Here is a 25,606-nt window from a genome sequence, read left to right as displayed (position 1 = left end):
GCGAGCAAATTACAAAGCATAACCGGGGCCATCGCCTGGTCATTCCTGCTGGGATCGCCAGGGCGCAATGTCTCGCTCGGTGAGCAACCGGTGTTTGCTGATGCCGGTGTCGTCAAATTCGGCTTGTTCATGCGCATTGATTTGAAAAACATTGCCGGAAGGGGTATGAATCTTGATGTGCCCATCGGCAACGGCGATATGACCGGTGCCGTCCTTATGCAATTGCACCCTAAAACGGGTGCCGAAATCCTTGATGAGGGTATTGCCGGCTTTTACTTCCAGTTGATGAACGGCATCCTTTTGGATATCAAAATATACATTTCCCTTGAACAATTCCACATGCAGCGGTTGGCCTTCCTTGACGGCGACGGAGCTGCGCGCATCCAGAGCCATGTCAATACCCGGTGCTATCGGCGTTGCTAATAGCGCTTCCGACTTCGTTTCATAAAGCCGCACACTATGCGGTTTGCCGAAATACCAAGTCATCAGCCCAAGGAAGACACAAAATCCCATGATGGCGCAATGAATCAGGAAGCGTCGCCAGCTAAACACGAAAGTAAACGGTTCAATGACCGGTGGTTCAGGTTTCTGCATGTTGGTAGGCAAAAAATTGAAAGCAGAAATTATATACCGAGACCTTTGCACGGTTACTACGCGGCACGATAATTGCGTTAAAAATTCGCGAAAAATGCTCATTTACTCCGTGTAAACTCCGCTTTTTCGCAAATTTTTGCCTTATTCTCGTACCGCTCATGACACCGTGCAAAGGTCTCATACCGATGATCGTAATTTTTTTAGCCTGGGATTGGACCGGCAGGCGGCAAAAGGCAATGTTGCCGGGATTGCGCGCAAATTACTTTGGCGCTGGTCTTAGCGCGCGGCGCAGCCGTTCATTAGTTGGTTTGACGCGATCAAACGCCAGACCGCTGCTGCCTTCGCCGCGGCCGGTTTGTTTTTTCACGCCGAGCCAGCAGAAGACCTGGCCGTTGTTCCAGCGGGTGCGCTGATACGCTTGCGTGACTTGTATACCGGCTCGCGGCACTTCTTCTTCGTGCAGAAAATAAGGTTGCGGCGGTTGCTGGTCGAGTCCTTGACGTAACAATACTGTGCGCGGCTTGATTTTCTCCGACGGATCGGGATCGCCCAGGATGATGCGCGGCATTGACGCACGCTGCAATTGGATTTCCCGGTTGTTATTGTCCAGGTGCACGGGAATCATCGGAATCCAGTTTTCCGGCACGCCTTGCATCAGTTGATAGCGAATAGCCGCGCTCGATTCGGGAATTTCCGGCACCACCAGACCACCTTCGATTTCGCTATCCAGAATACTTTCCAGGCGGATAAAAAGCTCGCGGTCTGCTTCGTTACCTAATTTGCTGCGGCCTGTCGCCAATGGAATATGTTTTTCGATGCCCCATACCATGTTGGCGACTTCATCGCGTACGAACCACAGCTCATCCAGCGGTTTGCCTTCCTGAATTTTAGGCACGGTCGGCAACAGCAGCAGCGAGGTATCGGCGCGCACGTCATCGTTGCCTTTGACGGTGAGGTTGTACATCGCCCAGCGTTGCCAGTTTTCATCGCTGCCGGAACCTGACGCCGCGACCCAAGTTCTTTCGCCGAATACGTTAGTGACCGCGAGTCCTTGCACATTGGCGATGCTGCCGACCGGCAATTGGAAGGGCACCAAGAACCAATCGTTGGCATATACCAAACCAAATTCCATCAACAACAGCTTGTTGATATCGGTGGTGTCGGGTTTAATGTCGCCGAAATTGGTTTTGCCTTCTTCAAACGTCCACCAGCGGGTATTCGGCATGCCCTCGAATTGAATCGCGGTGGGGAAGAACGACAGCGTGGATTTTCCTTCCACCGGATCGCCATTGCCGCCGCCCAAACTTTCGCGGGCCGGATCGACATCCAGGTTATACCAATCCAGCCGGCCTTGGTAATACTCCTCGGCGGTCATGACTTTTTCCGAACCCGATTGGGGCGCCGACACGGCAAATTGATATTCCAGTTGCTGCGGCTGCCAGGCATCTTTCTGATCGTGACCTGGCTGATAAAACAACTGCTCGTACCATTGCACGAATTTGCCGGCCAAACCATCGATGGTGATCTTGTCGCCGTCATTGGCCAAGGTAATGCCGTCGTAGGCGTGATGCAGGTTATCGGCTTTCAGATAAAAGTACAGATTGGCGCCATCCATCGCGCGTCCCGCCATCGCCGAGAAACTCTGCCATACTGCCGGATGCGCGGTCAGAAAAGCATCGTTGCGGCTGGAGGGATCGGGTTCGGCAATTCGATAAGCGGCATGTTGCAGGTATTGCGGTTTCAGCGCGGACAAACCGGCTGACTGCAAATACTTGAGCCATTGCCGGCCCATCAGCAAACGGATATCCAGCGACAGAATATGCTGCTGCCCGTTGTAGGGCAGCGGCCGTTGTTCGACGATCGCTTCCAGCGGCGCCGACCGGTCGAAATCCTGCGCGGCGGCATCGCCCGGTTGATATTGGGTCAATTCAGTAGTGGTCATGTGTACCTTGGCGAAGATCGGTGATCCGGCGTCATCGCCTTTGAATTCGCCGGTTTGCCATTGCTTGCACAGCATCCACAGCGGATCGCGGACTTCGGCGCGTAACGCGCGGGTGAAGTTTTTGGTGCGCGGCCGTCCTTCCAGCCGGTTCCACAGTACCACCGTGGGTAACAGCACCTTGCGATCGAGCACTTCCTGGATATTTTGTATCGCAATAAAATCGTTCATGGTTAATTCTCTACATTGGTTTTGAATTGCACCGCGTTATTGAAGGCCAGATCCAGCGTCATCATGATCGGATAGCGGGTGACTGAAGAAATCACGGCAGGCAGAAAACGGGCGTATTCGGTTTCGTTCCAATGCGCCGGTTCAACGGCGCGTTTACGCGCCATGTCCAAGGTTTCGTGCAAGGTATCGACCAGATCCTGCCATTGCCAGTGACCGGTAAAGTTGGCCGGTAATGCCAGCAGCAATGATTGCGGTGCTTCGCAATTGGGGCGGTCGTAATGAAACGTCAATCCGGTGGTTTCCTGGGTAGTCGGAATGACTTCGGTCCATTCGTCGAGCAATAAGCCGCAAATGGCGGAATTCTGCGCAAAGGCATCGGCGTAATGCGCGGTATACAGCAATTTGTCGCCGTCGATCACAAACGGATCGCCCGTGCCGGGCTGGGTATCGGGATATTGCAACGCCAGCCAATGATCGTCAGAACGATAAGGAAACTGCAACGGCGTCAGACTTAGACTGACATTGTTCAACGCCTCGCCAAATTGCGTCACGCTTTCCCAGCGTTGCAATTTTTCCCGAACCCGGGCGACACCGTATAGCCAATTGTCTTCGGGAAAATCCACGCTCAGATCATTTTTCTGATAATTCAGCAATTGTGCGCGATTATCGTAGCTTTGCTGCCATTCGCCGCCATGCGCGGCGCTCAAATTAAACTCGGGCAGGATGACGAAATCCTCGTGCGTTAACTGCCGGATCGCCCGCGTCAGTTCATCGATACGCTGCTCTGCGGAAGCCGAAGGATCGCCGGTGATCAGATCATTTGCCGCGGCCAAGCGCTTGTCGATATCCGCCGCCAGCGCTTGCACTTTGGCTTGCAAAGTTTGTGCAAAACTGACGATGGCTTTTTTATTGTCGGTCATATCCAGCGCCTGCGTATCGTGCAGCGCAATGTCACTTTCCTTGGCCAGTAGTGCCGCGTATAACGCGCCAACCTGGCTGGCGGTTGCCAGCAGATTTCCAAGATTGGTCAAACTGTTCTGAAAATTGGTTTTTTGCGTGGTATTCAACGTGGTGAGCAAATCGTTGGGATCGTTCGATGCCGGGATCGGGATCGATTCGGTCACGATCAATAACGCCGCTTGCATCAGATACTGCATTTTGTCTTCGACCGGCATTGCCGGATCGAGCGTAGCGAAACCGGCGATGCGTTGCTCGAATTCCAGCAGCGCCGTCTGCCAGCGCGTGACGATGTTTTGCAGTTTTTCCAGCAACGCCAGGAATTGGGCGCGCCGCCAATCGTATACAAATCCGGTTGCCGCGCCGGACAGACCGAATTGGCCGATTGCGTGTGCGAGTGGTAAATAACCATTGATCATTTCATCGAGATGAGCGAGCGCATTGTTCTCCGCGATAGCCGGATCAGGATCGTTCAGCCAGGTATCGATTTGTGTTTTCAGCGCGGTCAAGGCGGTTTGCTGCGGCAACAGCAAGTCACGCACCGCAGTGACTTTTTCCACACGGATGGTTGCTACACCATCGTCTTGCTGCGACGCTTCGTTCGGCAGTTTCGCGTCGGTGGTTTTCAGCGGGCGCGATTGGGTGATCAATGCTTTAAGATCATGCAGCATCGGCATTACTTCAAAAAATGAGAATTTTCCGGGCAGCTTGCCGCGGTATTGGATTTTGATGCCGCTGTCGACGCGAACGCCGGGGATGGCATAAACATAGGTCAGGATGCGATCATCGAGCGCGGTCATTTGCTGTTGGTCGCTCGATAGCATGTACATCAGATCGGCCGCCAGCAAGCTCAAATTCTGCGCGCTGATCGTTCGCTGTTCCTGTTGCGCGTTACCTTGGTGGTAATAATCGACGGTGCAGAAAATATCGCTCATTGCCGGCAATAGTTGCGTCAGCCATTGATTGATTGCCGGTTCCGCTTTTGCACGCGGCGTGCTGTTAGCAGGGGCGCCGGGATTCAATCCGGCGCGCAAGTGCAAACCGACCCGGTGCGTCAGTGTGACGCCGCTGCGCGGTGTCTGCACCACTTCCGGGATCGGCGGGAAATGTCCCTTGCTGAAGGCATCCAATGTTCCGGCGGCACGATCGTAATTGCCTTGCACCACTTGGTAGACGCCTTCCGCCATCGCCAGATCGGCAACCGCATCGTTGATATTCATGATGCGCTGCACTTCGCGATTGATCGCGTCCAATTTGTTTTGCTCGGTGATGGTAGGTAATGCCGTAATGCCGAATGGATAATTCCGGTTCGCGCCGGTTTGTTCCTGTACATGTTCGATCAGCGCCAAGCCGTCGACCACGTTGCGTGCTTCTACCGCGCTGATCGGCTCGTTGCTGGGAGTCGCGGTGGTCGATAACCGGTCGCCGGCGAGCGGGAATTGCTTGCGCAAATCGAAGATGATGCTGTCGAGGAACAGATCACCGGCATCGTGCAGACCGCGCTCCAGATAATACCCGAGCAAGGCTGAGAGACTCTGGCCGTTGCGCATGCCATCGATAACGTTCATTGCCAGCCGCACGCGCTCGGAAGTGAGGTTGATCGCCAGGCTGTCGGGATTGCTGGGTGTGGCATTGGCCAGATAACCGTTGCGCAGCACCGCGGCGGTGACGGCATGATTCAACGAGGGGGCGTGGATGTAACCGAAATTCTTGTCGTCCGCGTTCAATGGCGCTTGGCCGGGTTTGTTGAAAATTTTATCGAGATCGTCCGTCAGTTTGACCGGTGTCAGATTTTTGTTTTCCGGACGGATATCTTCCAGCCAGCCGTAGGCACCCAAATAACAACCATGCGAATCGGCAGCGTTACCATTGTTGGGTGCAGTGCCGGGCTCCGGCTGCGCTTGCCCGGCTATTTGCTGCATGATATCCAGTTGCACGTTCAACAACCCGAGCCACCAGGCGTCGAGGCGGTAGCTGCAGCAGTCGATATGCTCGGCGAAAATCCGCTCCAGCCGCGCCGTGGGGGTTTGCTGCAAACGCTCCAAGGCGTTGATCTGGGTATTCAGATAAGGATTCCGAATTGCCAGAATCTTCGGGATAAAGTCAGCGATTTGCAAATTCGGCTGATTGGTGATTGCTGGCTCGGTTTTGTACAGATATTGCCAAGGACTGCCTTTATCTTCTTCGGCTTCCTGGATGTGCAGAAACTTCGGTTCGCGTTTCGCCAGTGAGAATTGTTGCGGATTCAGCACATTCGCTTCGAGGTGCAAGCGCAAACTGGTATCGAGGTAAGACAGGTCGAGTGCATGGTGCAACATTAAATAGAGCAGCGCGGTTGGCGGCTTATCGTCGATGAATCCTTGTTGCAAACGCAGGGCATTGTGTGATTGGCGCGCTGCGGCAGCGAGCCATTCGAGGTAATTCGAACCATCGGTGTGATAAACCCGCACCGGGTTGAATTCCGAAAGCGCTTGATCGTCGATCAGCGGGCCCTTCAGCAAGTTGGCGGCGAGCGTGAAAAATTTATTCAGAATGCCGGGAATCTTGTTGTTGTCCTGCGTCGAATAACCCAGTTGCGCCAGTAAGTTAAGGCCGCTTTGGGTATAAAACAGCGAGGCAATCGTGGCGTAAATCGCGCCGTTGATGCCGGAAGTTTTGTAGCGGTTGTACAACTGTTCGGCGCTTTCGGCATAGCGTTGATAAAACTCGACCGATGCGGGGTGCAGGCCGACGATATCGAGTAACGCCTGTTGCGGGTCGGTTTGCGGTTTGCCGACATACGACACGTTCGGCAGCAGCGAAGTCCAGCGCTCATCGGCTTTCTTGATGAGCTCGTAAAGACCGGATAGGAATAGGAAAGAACCGGATATTTCAGATTCCAATCGGTCGTTGCTGAACAACTTGCGGTTGATCCACGCCATGCGCGAGAACGGCGTGGCTGGTAAGATGCCGTAAGGTTGCTTGCCGATGCGGATCGCCGGCAGTGTGCCGCGACCGAGCACGTAACGATTGAAATAGTTACGTGTGCGGGTGATGGTGCCGTCGCTGAATACCGGTTCCATCATTTGATCCATGAAATAACCCAGTGTCGCCGGCCACAGCGCTTCGTTCATCGCTCTGGCTTCCAGCTGATCGTTAGCGTAATACTGCGGCGATAATTTCAGAATTGCCGGGTCGATACCCAGGCTTTGTGCCAGCCAGCGGCCATCCTTGCGTGTGCGCCAATCGGCGGGGTCATCGTCGGTGATGAACTGATTGAAATAATGATCGTAACTGGTATCGGCGTCGCTGAACCAGGTATAGCCGCTTTCCTGATCTTCGACGTTGTTGGTCGGCGCGCCTTGCATCAGGAAACTGAATCCTTTGCGGCTGCGTTGATGATGCTGAATCAACTGCTGCAATTGCTCGCGGCTTTTGTTGACATCGGCGCTGAGCCGGACACCGAGCACAAACAACCGGTCGAAGCCGCGTTTTGCCTGGATGTCGTTCAGATTAATCTTGAATCCCATGCCTTTGGCGACTGCTTCGTCAAAATCGGTGATCCATTTCATTTCATCGGGTACGATCAGTTCATCGTCTTCCAGCCGTAATTGCTGATCTTCTGGGGCATTGGGGTTGGGTCCGACGATCAGTTCCGACGGCACCGGGCGGCCGATATGCAGCAGTGTCTGCGCTTTGCCGTTGAAACCCATCACCACGAACCGTTCCGGTAACAGCGCGACGCGCGCCGGATTGGACCAGGCCAGCAACTGCGTATCGACATCGTTGATGACCGGCAATTCCAGAAACTCGACGCGTACGTTGGTGATGGTTTCGGGGTGCGCCGGTTTGACATTCAAGTTCTGCGGTTGGTATGAATTGACGATTTCTTGCGCGCGAGGTTCGCCGAGATCGTTTTTGAGCGTGGCAAACGCCGTATCCAACGCCGTGGCATCGTTATGGGCGCTGAATACGGCTTGCCAGTATTGTTGCACCGCTGGTTTTTCGGCAGCAGGCAGCGGTTGTCCGGAAACAATCACCAAAATATAATCGCCATCGGCTTTGACCGGTTCTTCAGCTAGATTCAGCGGCTTGAATGATTGACTCAACCAATACGCCCGGCCCGCGCCGTGGCTTTTCACCAGCGATTGCCACGCCGCGCGTTTTTCGCTGTCGGCACCACCCGCTTTCCAGATATTGGTCCAGTAAACGCGGGTGTTGCTGATTTCAATTTCTGAGGGAATCTCCTCAAAGGTATCGACGCTGATGTCGTCCGGATAGACTCGCACCCATAGCTGCTGGGAGACGCCATCGCGTTCATCGGGGTTGGCGATTGTTTTAAAGCGCGTTTCGATGCGCAACGGAAATAACAGGATTGGGTGAAGATCGTTGAGTTGTGCGATGTTTTGGGTGGGATCGGAAAAAACTTCGAACAGCGTTTCTTGATCGAGCAAAATCTGACGGTTTCGTTCGAGTTCGGCTTGCAATTTGGCGGTAGTACCACGCAAGGATTCCTGCTCATGCAGCAATGCTTGTAATTGTTCCTTGGCACTGCCGTCCGTCCGGCGGCGCAACGAGGCGATCAAGCGTTCGTTTTTTTGCAGCTTTTCGTTGGTGGCGAACCAATCCAACCGGCTTTGCCGGTGCTGTTGCCGCGCTTGATCGATCTGCTTTTGAGTGTCTTCGAATTGAGTCATAAGTCAAATTCTGCCGGTTAAATTTTTATACGCTGGCTGCCAGGCTTAGTCGGGCGGCAGCATTTCGGCCGCATGCACGCCAACCAGCACCGGTGCTTGGAACAAGATATAAGCCAGTTCCGCCGAGTTGATATTGGCTGTCCAGCTCAACAGATGATCCTCTTTCCATTGTTCCGCTTTTTCCTGCGCGGTGCCGCCCGGCGCCGTATTGGGCAAGCTGCGCGGCGGCGCGCTGGCAATGTCGATGAATTCGCCATCGCTGATGCCGGGCGCGACATCCGTCCAAGCGAGATCGTTCCAGACTTGAATCGGACCTTCGCGGTCGATATCCAAGCCGAAGCGCGGTTCGCCGGGCCGTTCCTTGATCACGAAGAACCAGCCGGGTTCGTCGTCGGCTTCGGGGTTGCCGCGTGCTTCTTCTTCGGTTAAATCGAAACCGAAGAAGTAAATATCCGGTTTGACTTGCGCTTCGTACAGCGGCGTTTTGATCGGCACGCTGTCGTCGAACACCCGCTCGGTTTTTTTGTTCGGCGCCGGATTGGTATCGCTGATCGGTTGCCATTTGGCTTTTTGCGCATAGATGACCGCATTCGGGTATTTTTTCAGCAATTCGCCGCGAATCACCAGTACCAGTTCTTCTTCGTTTTCCAAACCTTGCTCGCGGTGATCGTGCTCGCCCAGTTTAGAGAACCGCGACCAGCGGTGAATCGGCGGAATGTCTTTCAATTCCTCGCGGCGCTGCTCGCTGTCCTCGGTGGGGCTGAGAAAACCGCTAACGTCCCAGAATTGCCGGAAGTAGGAGCCGCGCTGATCGGTCGGATATTCGCGCCAGAGCAATTCGCGCGCGAATTCGTGATTGAGCCCGACCATGTACGATTCGATAAAAGGCTGGTTGGTCTTCAATAAGGTGATGGTATTTTGTGCGATGAAATTCAGGTTCGGCACAAACAATTCGGTGGATTTGTCGACCAGCGGTTTGTACATGGGGATATCGAATTCCGGATACGCCATCGCTTCGACAAACTTCTCGCCGATCAATTTAAAGATGTGAGCCGGCAACAGGATATTGTTCAATGTCCATTTTGGAATCGTCACTGCCGGGTTCAATTTGACCAATGTGTCCGTCGCCAATTGGGCGACATTTACCGGCACGGCTGCGGGGATGACGCCGGCTTGCAGGCCGTTCTGCAGCAATGTGTAAGAATCTTTCAGCGCGGCTTTAAAGCGGCTCGATTGGATATTATCGACTGCACCGGCGGTTGCGGGTTGCGGCGGATTGGCCGGGTCCAGCGCTAAAGGATTCAGTTCCGGCGTCAGCACAAAATTACTGCTGGGCGGCATCGCGTCGACCGCAGCTGGTGTTTGCCCGGTTTCGGCTACCGAATCGGCTTGATTCATTTGCGTGATTAAACGCTGCGCAGTACGGTAAGCCAACAATATTCCCGCGCCAGCGATTGCCGCTACAGCCCAGATTGCGGTGCTGGCGCCGATAATCGCCAGCACGACAATCAGCACTAGAATCAACGCCAATAAGAGATAGGGAATGAACGGATAACGTTTCAGCAAATCCAGCAACCAGGACGGCACATCCTTGGGTTGCGCATCTTGCGAGAGATTGTCTAGCGACGGCAACGTAGCGGGGATCATATGCGGCGGCGCGGCAGTGACGATATCGTCGTTGACGCGGGTAATCAGATTGTTTGAATGGATACGCTCGTCAAAGGCCGACAGCTTTTGCAAGCGCCCGTTCGGGCGCAACATGCGCCGCAGCGGTGCGGAGGTCAGCGCGGGTGTGACCGGGCTTTGCTTGATTCGATGAGAAACCGTGACGCCTTGGCTGATGACGCGTTTCTGCACCGGTGCTGTCATGAACAGAATTTTGTCGTGGCTGATCTGTTGCAGCGGCAGCACTTGTTTCTGATACCAGCTATTGGCGGTCATTTTAGCCAGTTGCGCCAGACGGATTTGGCGGTTGGCTTCGAGCACGTCGCCGACCTGATCCCACGCCGCGTCCATGTACTCTTCCTGATTGGCGATGATGACGTCGGTACCGAAACCGGCAGCACTGCGCCAGCGCGGATCGAGGTTCAGTTCATGCAGCCAGTTGTCATTGTTCGGTGCGTCGCTGCCGTCGGCTTCTTTCAGTACGCGGTTGCGGAGCGCGTGCCAGCGGCCATAGATCGGCGGGGTGATCAGCGGATCGGGATCGGCCTGGATGGCATCGGGCAGATCGGTATTCTGGTTCGCCGCATCGGCGGCAAGGCGGGCGTAGTCATCGGCGAGATTCAGAAAGGCCGCCAGCTCCTGTTGGAACACATGCGGATACGGCTGATCCCAATTTTCCCACTTGACGATTTCCTGCTCGGCTTCATTACTCAACGGTGCGAGCAGCGCGCCGCCGAGTTTCAGCACACCTTCGAGATCCGGATTTTGAATGCCGCTGATATTGGAGCCGGGGTTTTGCACGTCGATATCGCGGCGGCCGACGCGGCTATCTGCCGGTTTCGGCTCGAGCAGCCGCACCAGATATTCAAAGTCGCCTTGCGAGCCGGTGCGGAAAAACCAGCGGTAATAAACCGGGAATTGCGTCGGTGCCGGACGGCCTTCGCCCCATGCCGAGAATGTCGCATGCGGCGCATCATCAGGGTTCAGCCCCAGTCCGGCCAGACGGCCGGTTTCAAAGGTCGGAATCAGAAACGCGTGATAGCGTTCATTCGGCGACAGCTTACGCGGACAGACGATGCGCGAATAGGCTTCGTCGGCATTTTGCGCCAATACACTTTGCAGTTGCGACAGCGTATTGTTGATATCCGGCGCTTGCGGCGCGTCCTGACCGCCGGCGATGTTTTTGTTGACGTGCACATGAGCCCACGCCCACAGTTCCTCGGCTTTGGGAAATACCGCATCGAACGGATTAGCCTTGATGTCGATGAAGGGCAGCGGCTTACCGGAAATATTGCCGCCTTCGGCAAATTCGGCTTCGGTGAGTACGATCAGCGTGACCCAAGGCCGCAGGCGCGATCCCGCCGGTGCAGCGGGGGTGTAACGCCACGGAAAATCTTCGTCGTAAAACTCGATGTGGCACAGATAATTCGGTTCGAAGTTGGTGATCCAGTTGAGCGGCTCGGTTTTGATAATCGCTCTCGATTCGATACCGATGATGTCGCCGGGGCCGTACAGGGCAACGTTTTTATTGACCGGCGCGGCGACATCGCCGCCTTCGCCGCCGCTGCCTTTGATGTTCAAACTGACGGCGACACTGGCGCGGGTTTTGACCGAAGCATCCAAATCCGCCGACTGGATATTATTGGCGATGCCTTGCCGCAGCCACGGTAAGAAAGTATACGTGCCGATCGCCATTATGCCGCCTCCTGCAGAGGCGCCGCTTCGACGCTTGGGATGACGTGCAGACTGTCTTGCAGCGCGGGTGATTGATTGACTTGCGCGCGCAGAAAGTCTTGTGCTTGTGCGTGCGTCGCAAAATAAGCATTTTTGCTATGCGGACTGTTGTTCATCGTCGAAGCGACCACGTAGCCGGTTTCTTTCACGACGATTTTTTGATCGACCGGTGCTTTCTGCGTCTTATAGTTTGCCGAAAGCGCTGATTTCGACGCGGCGTTACGGCCCAGAAAGTGATTGAAAAATTCGGCGCCGATGGCGACAAAGCGGATCAGCAGTGAAATAAAATTGTTGTCGATGATATTTTGCTCGTAACGCACGATCCGTTTAACCGCTGCGGACGATTTCATTTGCTGGTTGCTGACCGACAATTCGATACCGGCATTTTGCTTTTCGTATGCGGGCGCGCTCAATTTATTGGCATCGCTTAGGTTTTTATATTGCGCGGTGGCAAACGATTCCTTGGTATCCGCCGCCTTCGCCAAACCGGTATCGATCACTTCGACGGTCAATCGTTTGGCGTCTTTCGGTTTCTGATTGCCGACTTTGTCCAGATCCAAATCGAGCGGGATGGCGCGCTGGTTGACGCGCAATACGCCGACCGGATGCAGAATTAAATCGCTGGTGCTTTCAATCGCGCGCAGCGATACCAGCAATTGATTGGATGTCGGTAGTTCGGCCGTCCAGTTTTCCAGCTTCTCGAATTCCGCTGCGATGAGCGGCATGATGTCGATGGCCGGCAGCGTCGTGTTTTCGTCTTCGCCCCAGGTATGACTAAAGGGTACATCGATATCCCAGAATAGCAGCGAGATCGAGCCTTCGCCTTCGATATGCCACGGTGAGGTGCCTTCCAGCTCGCCGCGCATTCGCACGCTGAAAAAGCCGATGCCGAACACTTTGACTTCGAACGAGGCGGAAACGGTAATGATGAAGTAGAACGGCGAGAACTGAAACAATGCATCAAAACCGATATGACCGGAGATATTGAAAGCGCTGAGCCCGAAATAAACTTCCGCTTTGGCGCCGAACTGCACGGTATTGGAAGTCACCGCGAAATAGCCTTCCACCCCGATACGGGCAAACGAAGTGTTTAGAATATTGATGGCAATCCGGTTAGGATTGGGAAAAGGCAGTGGCGGCGGTTTGAAGGAAGGGTGGAAGCCGCCGACACTGATCACAAAATTGGCATTGTCGCCCCAGGCGATCAATAGCCCCATATCGCCGTCGATAGTGAGAAAAATCACGCGCGAATCGTACAAACTGGCATAAAACCACAAGCGCTGCTTGTCGACTTCCAAGGCGCCGATAAAACTGACCTGAATGATGATCAACGCCGCGTCTTCATCAGGCAGCGCAACTTTCAACACGCCGAGAATGGCGATGTTTCCCGGCGGTATTTCGATGATGATGCCGAGTGAAGCGCTAACCAGTGTCGGTGTTCCCCAACCCAGCTTAGCCATCGGGCCGATCAGAAATACATCTTGCGCGGGCGGGAAGAACTGACGCAGATCGCTGATGATGCGCGGCGCATTCTCGATGATATTGTCCGGGAACATGATGCTGTCGATTGAACCCGTGCGTACACCGGCCGCGATGATCTCCAATTCCATCGTGCGGTTTAGGCCGAGTAATCCGCCGACTGCATTCAAGGTAAAACCGAAACCCAATTGCAACGGCGTGCCGAATTCGGCGCTGAGTATGATCAGCAATGAGAAGCCGTCGGAACCGTCGGGCATGCGCGTAGTAATCAAGCCGATCGCTTTCACCGTGACGATGCCGCTGAACATCAACTCCAGCGCGCCGGCGTATTCTTCCTTATCGAAATCAAAATAAAGATAACCGCCGCCTTTGACGATGCCGACATCGAGCGACAAGCCCACACCGTTAGGCGGTTTGAAACCCAGACTGATATCGACCGGCCCGGCATTGCCGCTGCGGTTGTCGACCAAGGCAAAGTCGATCGCCAGACCGATGTTCTCGACGACGGCTGCAAGCGGACCCAATGCGGCTTTGATATCCGCAGAAATAGCGGTGGGGAATTTGTTGTTGTCGATACCAACCGAAAAAGTAAGCGCGCTGACTTCCACCGGTCCGAGATTCAGGTGCAGCGGCAATTGGATTTCCAGCGCGCTGCTGCCGACGAAAAATAAGCCGTTGCTGCTGTTGTAGCCAAACGCCATGCCGAAATCGGAATTGAGCTGGATGCCGCTTAGAATATTGGTGAGGAAACCATCGCCGTCGGCAAACGAAATCGCCAGTTTACCGGCGCCGATTTCACCGCCGACGGTAAAATCCGCTGCCGATTGTCCGCCGCTGCCTTGAATCCGGCCGCCGAAGCTGACGCCGAATTTACCGACTTCCAACCGGCTGCCGTCCGGGTCGCCAATCAATAGATAGGGCGTTGCCGCTTGTGTGCGGTCGGCGCTGACGCTGAGGCTCAACGAGCCGGAAACCGTATCGGCTGCGGAAGTTTGGAAAGTAAATTTGGCTGGCGGCTGGATTACCAGTTCGGCGCCGAACGGCAGCGTGGCCTGCAAGTCCAGCGTGACTTTCAGGTCGTCGGCGGCAAATTCGATTTTGCCGGGACTGAGATTCTGCCGGACTGATAAGCTCAAGCCATTGGGGTTGAGATCGGTGCGCGGCCGCAGCTGAAAAATGACCGCTTCGAGAATCGGCGTGGGCGCGGTGTCGTCGTAGAAAACCGGCGCTTTGAGATGAAGCAACAAGCGTTCGAGCCGCTGCAACAAACCGGCTGCATCCAGGCTGTTGCTGCCCCAGTTGTAGTGCGATTGCAATGCCGATACCGGCGATTCCAGCCACTTGCCCAGTTCGTTGAAATGAAAGGTGGAAATGGTGAATTCCGGATTGCCCGGATCGGTGGAGCCAATGTTGTTACGTTGACGCTCGAGTATGCCCAGCAGCTCGAGGAATTCGTTGATACCGTTGGCGGCATCCAGCGTGCGGACCAGCAAGTAGTTAAACAGACGCTCGGCGAAATGACTGGAAACGTTCGCCGGAATACCGCCGATCCCTTGCACGGCGGTCTGCAACTGATCGATTTTCTGAATGGCGGTGATGACTTGGCTGATCAGTTCCGCGCTGATCGCGATAATTTGCCCAATGTCTTCCGCCTCAATCGCTTCCGCCAAATCCCCGGCTTTTTGCAGCACGGTTTTGCTGCTGGCGACCAGCGCTTGCATCGGCGAAGCCAGCGACGACACTTGACCGCTGTTGAGCGTGATGCCGAGTTCAGCAAACGTTTGCACCGCACGCGTGCTATTCAGCTCGCGCTCCAGCGGCTCCAATACGTTGGAGATTTGCAGCAGAACGCGCTGTAAGGTATCCACTTCATTTGACATCGTTGGTCTCCTCAACGAAAGTGGAGCGATTGATTAATTCATCTACATGAGGCTCGGTTTCAAACTGCTTAACGAACTCGTGCAGGTTATCGAAACTGTTGATGAATCCCATCACTTCGTCAAAGTAGTGGCGGATGACTTGTTGCAAAGACTCGCTGCCCTGCTGCGTGAGCACCTCGGCCATGCGCCGGATCATCTGATCGCGTGTGATGCCTTCCACTTCAAGCGGAATGATGTGCGCCGGGTCGCGCGCATTGTTGACAAAGTGCGCCAAGAACACAGGACCTTTGCTGCGATGCCAAGCTACGGTAACCGGCCGCCGGTGATTGACGAGCGCGATGACTTCCTGACGATGATCGAGAATCTGCTGGTAAATCTCAGCGCCCTTGCGCGTGTTCAAGAAGCGCTCGCGCACTTCGGTGGTATGGTTGATGCCGGTGAAAATGCCTTCGACATCGTTCAACGTTTGCCCGGCTGGACCGACTGGCGGGTTGGCGGTGGTAATGGGGGTGATGCTGAGGTAGGCCATCACCGGGTGGATATGGCAGGCCGCCGATCTGGCCGGATTACTTGCGTCGCCACCGTACAGAAGCCCGACGAGTCTATTTTGTGCGTTGACTACGGCGGATCCTGAATCACCTTCCGCGGAAAATTGTAGTGTACCGTTGCAGTCGGGTTGTGTAGCTTCGATCAGCATAAAACGCCCGCCTGCGGCGTCAATTGCAATCGTATCGATAACTTTACCGGTGGTTTTACTGGTTCTGCGCCCAACTTTGTGGACAACATAGTCACCGCCACTCAAATCGCTTTGCGCGACACGGACAACGTCTTCCAGTCTGCTGTTACCAGCAATATTCAAGCTGCGAATTTCGTTTTTGTACGATACGCCGCAATTGGTGTTGCACCAGCTGGAAATGCAAATATCCAGTTTGGCAATGGCGCAATCCAAGTAATAATCTTGGGCTGTTTCACTGGGATAGGCATAAGAATAAACTGCTTGCTGCCCGATGTTATGGATTTTTCCAATCGGATTACGCCGTTCCTGTGTGCCATCGGGACTTATGACTCCTCCGCTTTCGATATGGCGCGGCTGGTAAACGGTATCGCCATTGACTGCATTATTGCTTGCAAGCACATGATTATTGGAAAGCAACACGACATTTTCCGGTCCGCTGACGCCGTTCAATGTAGCAAAGCATCCCAAGGTTCCGACGCCGATTTGGCCTGAATTATCGGCTTTGAAATTGGTGATCGATATACCGCCGATCAATGGTGAATGTTGACTCAAATCTTCGCAATGCAGCGGTTTGGTTTGAATGATCAGCACCACATCGGTGGGTATGCCCTTGTATTCTTTCGGGATGATATCGGCAGGATTCAAATCTTCCGGCTTGCGTTTTTCCTTGACGTACACGCGAAACGCAATCTGATTGGTGGTTTTGCCGCCGACTTCTTTCAGGCCGTAGCCGACGCCGATCACGCCCGGAATTTTTTTCAGCTCGGTTTCGGCTTCCGCGTGTAATGCAGCGAGTTCTTTTTGATCCATCACCTCACCTCCATGCGATGCGGAAATAGTTTGGAAATTGAATGAATTTTTTCTGCAGTATCGTACCCGCCCTTTGGGGTTGATTGGGATGCACAAAAATTGAAACGCCAAGGAATAATTTGCAGAAAACTTAGTACCGGGTGGATATGGCAGGCATAAGCTATGTAAGGGTCGTGCATGTGTTGACCCCACAACAAGCCGACGGCGCGCTGGTATTGATCGACGAGCAATGCGCCGGAATCGCCTTTGCGCGAGAACGGGTGCAACTCACCTTTGTCACCCGGTATGGCGCGAATCACCAACGTATTGTGGCAGCGTCCGCCAGAAACTGTTTCAACCGTGGCTTCGCTATCGATGACTTTTCCCCAAATCGTGTCACTCCGGCCCGGCAGGCGTACTTTGAGTTCTCTGCCTTCGAAGGTGTCGTGCGGATGAATCCTGGCAACTTGGGTGAAATACTGGGCTTTACTGTGAATACGCAGCGGATTTTCAGTCTGCTTTAATAATAAGGCAGCGGTTGCACAGTCGATGAAATAAGGTTTTTCCGGCTCCCCGGGATAAGTGTAGTGATAGTGTCCGCACATTCCCGTATGATCGATTTTGGCGATGGCGTTTAAGTGTGAGACGTCAAACACGGTTTGATCGCCTTGTTCTTCGTAACCAGGCTGGAAAATTATGTCGCCGCATTCGGCATCGTGGGCGAGCAAGACATGCCGATTGGATACCAATACCAGCGACTGCCAGTCCGGTGCGTTTCGTTTCGCGGCAAAAAAACCCAGTGTTCCCAAACCAATCTGCGTATGATGCGCCCGGCTGGCGCCTTTTAGATTGCTGATAGCGGCCCCGGCGCGCGGCAACGATGCTGCAGCGGAATGCCGGATGGTGCTATCCGGATAACCGGACAGTTTGAACGAGATGTTTGCAGCCATAGTAACCGCCTATTAATTAAGCTCAGCAACCGTACGATTGCACAGTTGCACTTGTCTTAATAATTCAACCAATCACTTCTGTCATAAAAATGACCGGGTTTGATCGGATGCAGTGACGCTTGTAAAACTCACCAGTGTTGCTGGGAATTTTCGCGATGCTTAAAACTTGACTGAATTCACCGATCCACAAAAGTATGCAGATCGGTTTTATCTCGATTGAGGGTCTTTTAGGTGGGTTTTGATGCAGCTAATAATGGGATAACCCTTTATTATTATTTGTTTTTTCTATTGGTGTAGAAAAATATTAACCCCGATATGATTTGGACTATACTGAAAAGAAAAAAAGCTGTCAAACGGGTTGATTAGTTTTTAATCCGGTATTTTCAATGTAAGAATCACGCATAACGGCTCATAAATAAGGTGAAAAAATGCTGAATTCCTCGATCTTGGATATTGCGTTAGGGATGGTTTTTCTTTTTGTGTTGATCAGTTTGCTTTGTTCGGCAATCAACGAGATGCTGGCGCAATTTTTGCGCATGCGTGCGAAAAATCTCGAAGCGGGATTGATGAATCTGTTGCAATCGGGTGAAGGCAACAAACTGGTGGAGGATCTTTATAAGCATCCATTGATCAACGGACTTTCAAAAACAGGGCAAAAGCCTTCGTATATTCCACCAAAAAGTTTTACCTTGGCATTGATCGATATCGTATGCGGCAGTACCGGCAAGCTGCCGGCAAACAACCAATCTTTAATCGACGCGATTGAAAAACAAAGCACGATCGCGAAAACTGAGGCAGGCCGGTCAATTATTCTGCTGCTGCACGAGGCCGGAGACGACTTCGAAAAAGGACGGAAAAATCTGGAAAACTGGTATAACGATGCAATGGATCGAGTCGGCGGCTGGTACAAACAGAAAACGCAAGTGATTATTTTTACCATTGCTTTTGTTGTTTGCACTGCCTTGAATATCGACGCCATCAAAATTTCCCAAACTTTGTGGACCGATATCGCGCTCAGGCAGGCGCTGGTTCAAGCGGCTTCTTCGATGGATGTTGCAAGTTTGATGAATCAAGGATTGGTCGAACAGAAATCAGCGCCGGCTGGTGATGCAGCAGTTGCGGCGCAGCCAAACGAGCAGACAATGGTTGGAGATTCCATGGAGAATGTTCAGCGATCCGCTAAGTCCGCCGGAGTATTGGTTGAACAAATTAAAGCATTGCATCTGCCGATTGGCTGGAAAGAAATGAAGAATGGAACGGAAGTTTGGGTATGCAAGGAACTCGATTTAATGGGATGGATTATCAAAATCATGGGCATTCTGATCACGACTTTTGCCGGATCGCTTGGCGCGCCATTTTGGTTTCAGTTGTTGAATAAGATTGTCGATCTGCGGGCGGCGGGTAAGCAGCCTGGGAAATCAAATGTTGGTGCGCGATAATGCGTTGATAGATAAATCCCTTTAGAATTTAGCAAGCAAGAATGCGGGTAATGTTTTGCGTTACTTTGTCCGGATGAAACGGTTTGATGATGTAACCTTTTGCTCCGGAACTTGCAGCGCGATTGAATGTTTCACGATTAGCGGCAGCGGTAATCATAACTGCCTTGGTTAACGGGTTTTGATCACGTATGATTTTTAGCGCTTCCAGGCCATTCATTACCGGCATCTCATAATCCAAGCAAACGATATCGGGATTATGTGCCGATACAAGCTCAACCGCTTGCTGGCCGTGATGAGCTTCACCAACAACGTGGACGCCCATATGAGACAGGATCGCCATTAATAAACGGCGCAGTGTTTGACTGTCATCAGCGACCACCGCTGTGGCATGAAACGGTTTATCTTTAAAGGGATTACGTTTTTTCTCGGCAATCATCAAAAGCCGTTGCGCATGCGCTACTTTCTGTAATACATTGATAATTTGCGCCTGAGAAAACGGCTTATAGATAAATCCAGCGGTTCCTGCTTCTGCGGCGGTATGTTCAAGATCCCGGTTACTGCTGCCGGTGATCATGATTACCGCTATTTGTGGATAATTTGAATGAATCTGAGCCAACAGCGTAAGGCCGTCGGCATCGGGTAAATTGTAATCGAGGCAAATAATGTGCGGATTCAGGCTGGCGATCGCAGCAAGTAATTTTGCGCCGCTGCCAAGTTCACCGACGACATCATAATCATCATTATGAAGCAGTGCTCGCAAAACGCTACGAATAGAAATGGAATCATCGACGATTAGAATGCGCAATTTATTATGTGAAAGCATCATCGTTTCTATTTTCCGCTAAAAATATGTTTTTGTTTGATAAAAGACAGCGGACTATTGAGCGAGAGAATTTCAGAGTTTTTCATGCTTCTTTTGTGCCGAGGTTAAATAGCATTAGATTTCGGCAAGAAACAGAATATATTTTGTAAATCTATTCTTCTTTAATTGTAAGAATATTCTTACTCTATGGATTTGTTTTTCAACCAATCTTCCCGTAAACCCCGCGCCTGCGAAAATGCTTGTCCTAACCCTTCACCGTCATGCTTCTCCAGCATTTCCCGCAAGCTGTGCAACTCATTCTGGTACGCCGCAATCTGCTCAAGCAGCGCCTCCCTATTTGCCAGACAAATGTCGCGCCACATTTCCGCGGAACTGCTGGCGATGCGGGTGAAGTCACGGAAGCCGCTACCGGCGAAGCGCAGCAAGTTTTCCGGTTGATCGGTACTATGCTGCAGGTGATTCATCAGCGTGAACGCCAGCAGATGCGGCAAGTGGCTGGTCGCGGCGAGCACGCGGTCGTGCTCATCGGCGGGCATCAGCGATACGTTGGCGCCGCAGGCTTGCCATAAGTGACGGATACGTTCGACTGCTTCCATGCTGGTTTCCGGCAGCGGTGTCAGGATTACATGTTTATTAGCGTACAAATCCGCTTGCGCCGCTTGCACGCCGCTGTGCTCGGCGCCGGCGATCGGGTGGCCGGGAACGAAGTGGTGCCGGTTCTGCATGGAAAGATGGTGGCGGGCTGCGGCGATGACATCTTGTTTGGTGCTGCCCGCGTCGGTGACGAAGGTGTTGGCGTGCAGATGAGGCGCGATTTTCTCCAGGGTGCTGGCGGTCTGACCGACCGGCATCGCCAGGAACACCAGATCGGCGTTATGCAGCGCCGCTGCGGTATCGGTGGCGATTTCGTCGATCACGCCCAGTTCGACAGCATGTTGCATGTTGGTCCGGCTGCGGCCGATGCCGGTGATCTGTTGGACCAAGCCCGCCTTGCGTAGCGCCAGTGCGAACGATCCGCCGATCAGACCGACGCCGATGATGACCAATTTTTTCAAAGCGGTGGCAGTTGTCATGGCAGTTACCCCGGATAGTGTGAAATTACGCCAGTTCGCTCAAGGCATGATCGAGCGATTCGAGGAAACGCTGGTTTTGCGCTTCCAGTCCGATAGTGACGCGCAGGTGATGCGGCATTTCGTAGATTCCCAGCGGACGTACGATAACACCTTGACGCAGTAAGCTTTGATAGACCTTTTGCGTGTTGCCGGCTTCGCCTTTGACGCGGAAGCTGATGAAATTGCCGTACGATGGGATGGATTCGATACCCATTTTGCGAAAGCCGTCGGTTAGCTGCAGCATGCCCGCGCGGTTGAGCGCATACGAACGTTGCACAAATTCGGCATCATTCAATGCCGCCAGAGCACCAACCAAGCCGATGCTGCTGACGTTGAACGGTTGCCGCACGCGATTCATCAGATTGGCGACATCCGGGTGTGCCAAGCCGAAGCCGATGCGGACACCCGCCAAGCCGTATACCTTGGAAAATGTTCGCGTGATCAGCAAGTTGGGGAATTGTTTGAGCCATTTGAGGCTGTCGGGTTTGTTGGCTTCCGGCAGGTACTCGTAATACGCTTCGTCCATGACCACCAGCACATCGCGCGATACCCGCTCCATGAAACGCAACAAATCTTCTTCACTCGACAAAGTACCCGTCGGATTGTTCGGACTGGCGATAAACACAATGCGCGTTTCCGGAGTAATCGCGTCGAGCATCGCGGGCAGGTCGTGGCCATAGTCGCGAGCGGGAACGGAGATACCGTTGGCGCCCATCATTTGCACCACCAGCGGATAAACCGCAAAAGCGTGCTGTGAGTAGACTGCAGCGGCGCCTGGTTTAAGAAATACGCGGGCGGCCAGATCCAGCACGTCGTTGGAACCGTTGCCTAAAATGATTTGTTCCGGATCGACGTCGTAGCGTTTCGACAATGCGGCTTTTAATTCAAAGCCGCTGCCGTCGGGGTACAGTGCGATATCGTGCAGCGCGTGGATCATCGCATCGAGTGCGAGCGGGCTCGTGCCTAACGGATTTTCGTTGGATGCCAGTTTGATGATGTAGGATTCGTCGAGGCTGAACTCGCGCGCCAATTCCGAAATGGGCTTGCCGGGCTGATAAGAGTGGATCGAACGGATATATTCCGGAGCAAAATCACAGAGATTCATAAGATTAAGATTTTTATGGATGAAAAAATGATTTCTGGAAAACAAGAAGTTAGCGGCAATCGATCTTAAGTCGCTGGATAAGATCCGAGGATTTTAAGAAAGGCTGCTTTTTCGCGCATTTCCACCAAGGCAGCGGCAACCGGTTGGTCGTGCTGGTGGCCTTCGATGTCGACAAAGAAGACGTATTGCCACAAGCCGGTGCGCGATGGGCGCGATTCCAGCCGGCTCATGCTGACGCCATGTTGCGCCAGCGGCTCGAGCAACCGGTAGATGGCGCCGGAGCGATTGTTGGTGGACATGATCAGCGATGTTTTGTCTTTCCCCGATGCGTCGACCGACTGCTTGCCGATCACCAGAAAGCGCGTGGTGTTTTTCGGGTCGTCCTCGATATTTTCGGCGCAGATGGTTAATCCGAACAATTCGGCAGCTCTTTTACCCGCCACCGCCGCTGCTTGCTGATCGGCAACGGCCTGGCGCGCGGCTTCGGCATTGCTGGCGGCGTGAAATAACGCTGAGCTGGGCAAATGCGGCAGGTTGGTTGTGATCCAGTGGTGGCATTGCGCCAGCGACTGCGGGTGCGAGTATATTTTGGTGATCTGCGCTAGATCGGTCTGTTGCGCCATTAGAAACTGATGAACCGGTAACTGGATTTCACCGCAAATGCTGAGCGGCGTTTGCAGCAACAGGTCCATCGTTCGTCCGACCGCGCCTTCGGAGGAATTTTCAACCGGCACCACACCGTATTGGGCGACATCTGATTCAACTGCGCGGAATACGTCGTCGATCGAATCACACGCGACTGTAGCGATGGCGCTACCAAAACGCTTTATTGCCGCTTCTTCGGAGAATGTGCCGCTGGGGCCGAGATAAGCGACATTCATGGATTTTTCCAATGCACGGCATACCGACATAATCTCGGTAAACAGCCGCTTGATATTGTCATCGCTAACTGGCCCGGGGTTATGTTGTTGTATGCGGGTCAAAATTTGTGCTTCGCGCTCGGGCCGATATACGATGACACCCGCTTTGGCCCCGTTGTTCTCATTCTCTTTTTTCTTGATATCCCCGATTTGTTGCGCTAATCCTGCGCGTTTGCTGACAAGTTGCAACAACTGGTCGTCAATGGCGTCAATCTGGTCCCGTAATTGTTTGAGCTGTTCAGACATGGTTGATGAAGGTTGTCACGATATGGTCATGTATTTGAGTTTATTCCGGAAAGGGTAGGTAGCGCGCCATCAACACGCCGGTAATCGCTGAGATCTCATCCAATACGCGCGATGGTACCGGGCTATCGGTGTCGACCAATGTATAAGCCATTTCACCGCGCGATTTGTTGATCATGTTATGGATATTCAAACCGGCGTTAGCCATGCTGGTGGAGATTTGCCCCAGGATATTCGGCACATTGGCGTTGGCGACCGCTACCCGGAAAGGCGCCTCGCGTTCCATTTGCGTATCGGGAAAATTGACGGTATTGGTGATATTGCCGTTTTGCAGATAATCGATCAACTGATCCACCACCATGACAGCGCAATTGTCTTCCGCTTCGCTGGTTGATGCGCCAAGGTGCGGTAAGGTGATCACGCCTTTTTGATGTTGCAGTTTCTGACTGGGGAAATCGCTGACATACGTTTTAATTTTATTGTTAGCGATAGCTTGTAGTATCGCGTCTTCGTCGACAATCGCGCCGCGCGAGAAATTCAGCAAAATCACATGATGCTTCATCAATGATATCGTGTTGCTGTTGATTAAATGCCGCGTTGAGTCGAGCAAAGGCACGTGTACGCTGACAAATTCACTGTGGCGCAGCAAATCTTCCAGGCTGTTGGCTTTTTTGACTTCCGCTGATAAGCTCCAAGCCGATTCGACCGTGATTTTCGGATCAAAACCGATGACTTTCATGCCAAGCCTGATGGCCGAATTGGCAACCAAACGGCCGATTTCTCCCAGACCGATCACACCCAGGGTACGCCCTGGCAATTCAATACCGGAAAAATGTTTTTTACCGTCCTCGGCCTGCTTGTTGAGGGCTGCGTCGTCGCCCTGCAGGCTATTGGCGAATTGCAATGCCGGCACCAGATTGCGTGCCGCCAGAAACAAACTGGCCAGCACCAATTCCTTGACGGCATTGGCGTTTGCGCCTGGTGTGTTGAATACCGGCAAACCGCGCGCATTCATTGCTTCCACCGGAATATTGTTGGTACCGGCACCGGCGCGGCCGATGGCTTTTACACTTCCCGGGATAACGCTATTTAGCATGTTATGCGAGCGCACCAAAATGGCATCCGGCTCCGCGATGTCATGCCCGACTTGATAACGGCCAGCGGGAAAGCGGTTGAGTCCGTGTGTTGAAATCGCGTTGAGCGTCAGAATTTTAAAGGTTTGTTGTTCAGGCATGACGGCTGGCAAACTCCTTCATGAAAGCGACAAGCTTCGCGACACCTGCGACCGGCATGGCATTGTAGATGGATGCGCGCATACCGCCGACCGAGCGATGTCCTTTCAATTGCAACAACCCATTCTGCTGGGTTTGTTTGAGAAATTCGCCGTCCAATGCGGCGTCTTTCAATGTAAACGGCACATTCATGCGCGAGCGGTCGGCTTTCGCGACCGGGCAATGGTAGAAATCGGTACTGTCGAGATAGCCGTACAACAGTTCCGCCTTGGTGATATTGATCTTTTCCATCGCAGCCAATCCGCCCTGTTTTTTCAGCCATGCGAAAACCAGGCCGGTGATGTACATCGCATAGGTCGGCGGTGTGTTGTACATCGAGTCGTTCTGAGCGTGGATCTGATAATCATACAAGGTCGGCGTGCCGGACAAGGGTTTTCCCAGCAAATCATCGCGCACGATCACCAGTGTCAGCCCGGCGGGACCGAGATTTTTTTGCGCACCGGCATAAATCAGGCCATAACGCGTGACATCCAGCGGCCGTGACAGGATATCCGAAGACATGTCGGCAACCAGCGGAACATCTGTTTGAGGAATCCAGTGGAACTCGACACCTCCGATGGTTTCATTAGTGGTGTAGTGTACATAAGCCGCATGCGGGTTGAGACGCCATTCCGTTTGCAACGGTACGTAAGTGAAATTCTTGTCTTGGGATGATGCGGCAACGTTGACGGCGCAATAACGACTGGCTTCCTCAATCGCTTTGGCCGACCATTGACCGGTATTGATATAGTCTGCCGTGGTTTTGCCGCGCAACAAATTCAGCGGTACCATCGCAAATTGACTGGAAGCGCCGCCTTGTAGAAACAGGATTTTGTAATTTTGGGGGATATTTGCCAGCTCACGCAAATCACTTTCCATTTGCGCCGCAATCGACATGAATTCCTTGCCGCGATGACTCATTTCCATCACTGACATGCCGCTGCTGTGCCAATCGAGCATTTCGTCCCGCGCTTGCTGCAATACTTCCCGCGGGAGAACCGCAGGTCCGGCGCTGAAGTTGTAAATCTGTTCCATTGCGTAGATTCCGGTCAGTTCCAAACCA

At 53.2% G+C, this 25,606-nt stretch carries 14 protein-coding genes; 1 reads left to right on the top strand and 13 read right to left on the bottom strand.

Translation table 11 applies throughout. The features are described 5' to 3' along the window. Positions 1-39: 39 nt before the first annotated feature. The 7 genes from RBH92_RS11765 to RBH92_RS11735 all read right to left on the bottom strand — a co-directional run bounded on the left by RBH92_RS11765 (position 40) and on the right by RBH92_RS11735 (position 17,630). A complete protein-coding gene (locus RBH92_RS11765; RefSeq protein WP_307932219.1) occupies positions 40-594 on the bottom strand; it encodes a FecR domain-containing protein in 555 nt (184 codons plus the stop codon). A 259-nt stretch (positions 595-853) separates the two neighbouring features. Continuing rightward, positions 854-2,764, bottom strand: a complete 1,911-nt coding sequence (locus RBH92_RS11760; protein ID WP_307932218.1) for a hypothetical protein — start codon at positions 2,762-2,764, stop codon at positions 854-856. Between the two features lie 2 nt (positions 2,765-2,766). Further along, positions 2,767-8,397, bottom strand: coding sequence for a hypothetical protein (locus tag RBH92_RS11755; protein WP_307932217.1), 5,631 nt, complete (start codon positions 8,395-8,397; stop codon positions 2,767-2,769). A 45-nt stretch (positions 8,398-8,442) separates the two neighbouring features. Further along, complete coding sequence (locus RBH92_RS11750) at positions 8,443-11,757, bottom strand: hypothetical protein (protein WP_307932216.1); 3,315 nt, start codon at positions 11,755-11,757, stop codon at positions 8,443-8,445. Then, positions 11,757-15,155 carry a DUF6603 domain-containing protein gene (locus RBH92_RS11745; protein ID WP_307932215.1) on the bottom strand — a complete coding sequence of 1,133 codons (3,399 nt, stop codon included), beginning with the start codon at positions 15,153-15,155 and terminating at the stop codon, positions 11,757-11,759. The genes RBH92_RS11750 and RBH92_RS11745 overlap by 1 nt, the downstream gene beginning before the upstream one ends. After that, a complete protein-coding gene (locus RBH92_RS11740) occupies positions 15,145-16,701 on the bottom strand; it encodes a hypothetical protein (RefSeq protein ID WP_307932214.1) in 1,557 nt (518 codons plus the stop codon). The genes RBH92_RS11745 and RBH92_RS11740 overlap by 11 nt, the downstream gene beginning before the upstream one ends. Further along, entirely contained in the window at positions 16,701-17,630 is a 930-nt protein-coding gene (locus RBH92_RS11735) for a hypothetical protein (protein ID WP_307932213.1), read from the bottom strand. Before RBH92_RS11735 ends, RBH92_RS11740 begins: the two co-directional genes overlap by 1 nt. A 428-nt stretch (positions 17,631-18,058) precedes the next feature. Between RBH92_RS11735 and RBH92_RS11730 the strand changes: the two genes are divergently transcribed. Beyond that, a complete protein-coding gene (locus RBH92_RS11730) occupies positions 18,059-19,069 on the top strand; it encodes a hypothetical protein (RefSeq protein ID WP_307932212.1) in 1,011 nt (336 codons plus the stop codon). A 28-nt stretch (positions 19,070-19,097) separates the two neighbouring features. Here the strand turns inward: RBH92_RS11730 and RBH92_RS11725 are convergent, their stop codons facing one another. The 6 genes from RBH92_RS11725 to serC form a co-directional block, all read right to left on the bottom strand. Beyond that, complete coding sequence (locus RBH92_RS11725) at positions 19,098-19,895, bottom strand: response regulator (RefSeq protein WP_292924687.1); 798 nt, start codon at positions 19,893-19,895, stop codon at positions 19,098-19,100. A 176-nt stretch (positions 19,896-20,071) separates the two neighbouring features. Beyond that, positions 20,072-20,965 (bottom strand): prephenate dehydrogenase, encoded by an 894-nt coding sequence (locus RBH92_RS11720; RefSeq protein ID WP_307932211.1) that lies wholly within the window; start codon positions 20,963-20,965, stop codon positions 20,072-20,074. Between the two features lie 25 nt (positions 20,966-20,990). After that, positions 20,991-22,109: a histidinol-phosphate transaminase gene (hisC, locus tag RBH92_RS11715; RefSeq protein WP_292924690.1), complete on the bottom strand. Its 1,119-nt coding sequence runs from the start codon at positions 22,107-22,109 to the stop codon at positions 20,991-20,993. Between the two features lie 65 nt (positions 22,110-22,174). Continuing rightward, the gene (pheA, locus tag RBH92_RS11710; RefSeq protein WP_307932210.1) at positions 22,175-23,275 is read right to left on the bottom strand and encodes a prephenate dehydratase; all 1,101 of its coding nucleotides are present in this window, start codon (positions 23,273-23,275) and stop codon (positions 22,175-22,177) included. 40 nt (positions 23,276-23,315) lie between these two features. After that, positions 23,316-24,506, bottom strand: coding sequence for a 3-phosphoglycerate dehydrogenase family protein (locus RBH92_RS11705; protein WP_307932209.1), 1,191 nt, complete (start codon positions 24,504-24,506; stop codon positions 23,316-23,318). Beyond that, positions 24,499-25,578 carry a 3-phosphoserine/phosphohydroxythreonine transaminase gene (gene serC, locus RBH92_RS11700; protein WP_307933965.1) on the bottom strand — a complete coding sequence of 360 codons (1,080 nt, stop codon included), beginning with the start codon at positions 25,576-25,578 and terminating at the stop codon, positions 24,499-24,501. Before serC ends, RBH92_RS11705 begins: the two co-directional genes overlap by 8 nt. Positions 25,579-25,606 lie beyond the last annotated feature (28 nt).

This window comes from Nitrosomonas sp. sh817, from assembly GCF_030908545.1.
Taxonomy (GTDB): Bacteria; Pseudomonadota; Gammaproteobacteria; order Burkholderiales; family Nitrosomonadaceae; genus Nitrosomonas.
Note: the sequence above shows the minus strand (reverse complement) of the source record. Positions and strands in the feature narration are given on the sequence as shown.

Excerpts from the sequence above, each read along its gene's own strand:
- RBH92_RS11755 (WP_307932217.1), bottom strand. The coding sequence starts at position 8,397 with ATGACTCAATTCGAAGACACTCAAAAGCAGATCGATCAAGCGCGGCAA.
- hisC (WP_292924690.1), bottom strand. The coding sequence starts at position 22,109 with ATGAATCTCTGTGATTTTGCTCCGGAATATATCCGTTCGATCCACTCT.
- RBH92_RS11765 (WP_307932219.1), bottom strand. The coding sequence starts at position 594 with ATGCAGAAACCTGAACCACCGGTCATTGAACCGTTTACTTTCGTGTTT.
- RBH92_RS11705 (WP_307932209.1), bottom strand. The coding sequence starts at position 24,506 with ATGCCTGAACAACAAACCTTTAAAATTCTGACGCTCAACGCGATTTCA.
- RBH92_RS11735 (WP_307932213.1), bottom strand. The coding sequence starts at position 17,630 with ATGGCTGCAAACATCTCGTTCAAACTGTCCGGTTATCCGGATAGCACC.
- RBH92_RS11750 (WP_307932216.1), bottom strand. The coding sequence starts at position 11,757 with ATGGCGATCGGCACGTATACTTTCTTACCGTGGCTGCGGCAAGGCATC.
- RBH92_RS11720 (WP_307932211.1), bottom strand. The coding sequence starts at position 20,965 with ATGACAACTGCCACCGCTTTGAAAAAATTGGTCATCATCGGCGTCGGT.
- RBH92_RS11740 (WP_307932214.1), bottom strand. The coding sequence starts at position 16,701 with ATGGATCAAAAAGAACTCGCTGCATTACACGCGGAAGCCGAAACCGAG.
- serC (WP_307933965.1), bottom strand. The coding sequence starts at position 25,578 with ATGGAACAGATTTACAACTTCAGCGCCGGACCTGCGGTTCTCCCGCGG.
- pheA (WP_307932210.1), bottom strand. The coding sequence starts at position 23,275 with ATGTCTGAACAGCTCAAACAATTACGGGACCAGATTGACGCCATTGAC.
- RBH92_RS11725 (WP_292924687.1), bottom strand. The coding sequence starts at position 19,895 with ATGATGCTTTCACATAATAAATTGCGCATTCTAATCGTCGATGATTCC.
- RBH92_RS11760 (WP_307932218.1), bottom strand. The coding sequence starts at position 2,764 with ATGAACGATTTTATTGCGATACAAAATATCCAGGAAGTGCTCGATCGC.
- RBH92_RS11745 (WP_307932215.1), bottom strand. The coding sequence starts at position 15,155 with ATGTCAAATGAAGTGGATACCTTACAGCGCGTTCTGCTGCAAATCTCC.
- RBH92_RS11730 (WP_307932212.1), top strand. The coding sequence starts at position 18,059 with ATGCTGAATTCCTCGATCTTGGATATTGCGTTAGGGATGGTTTTTCTT.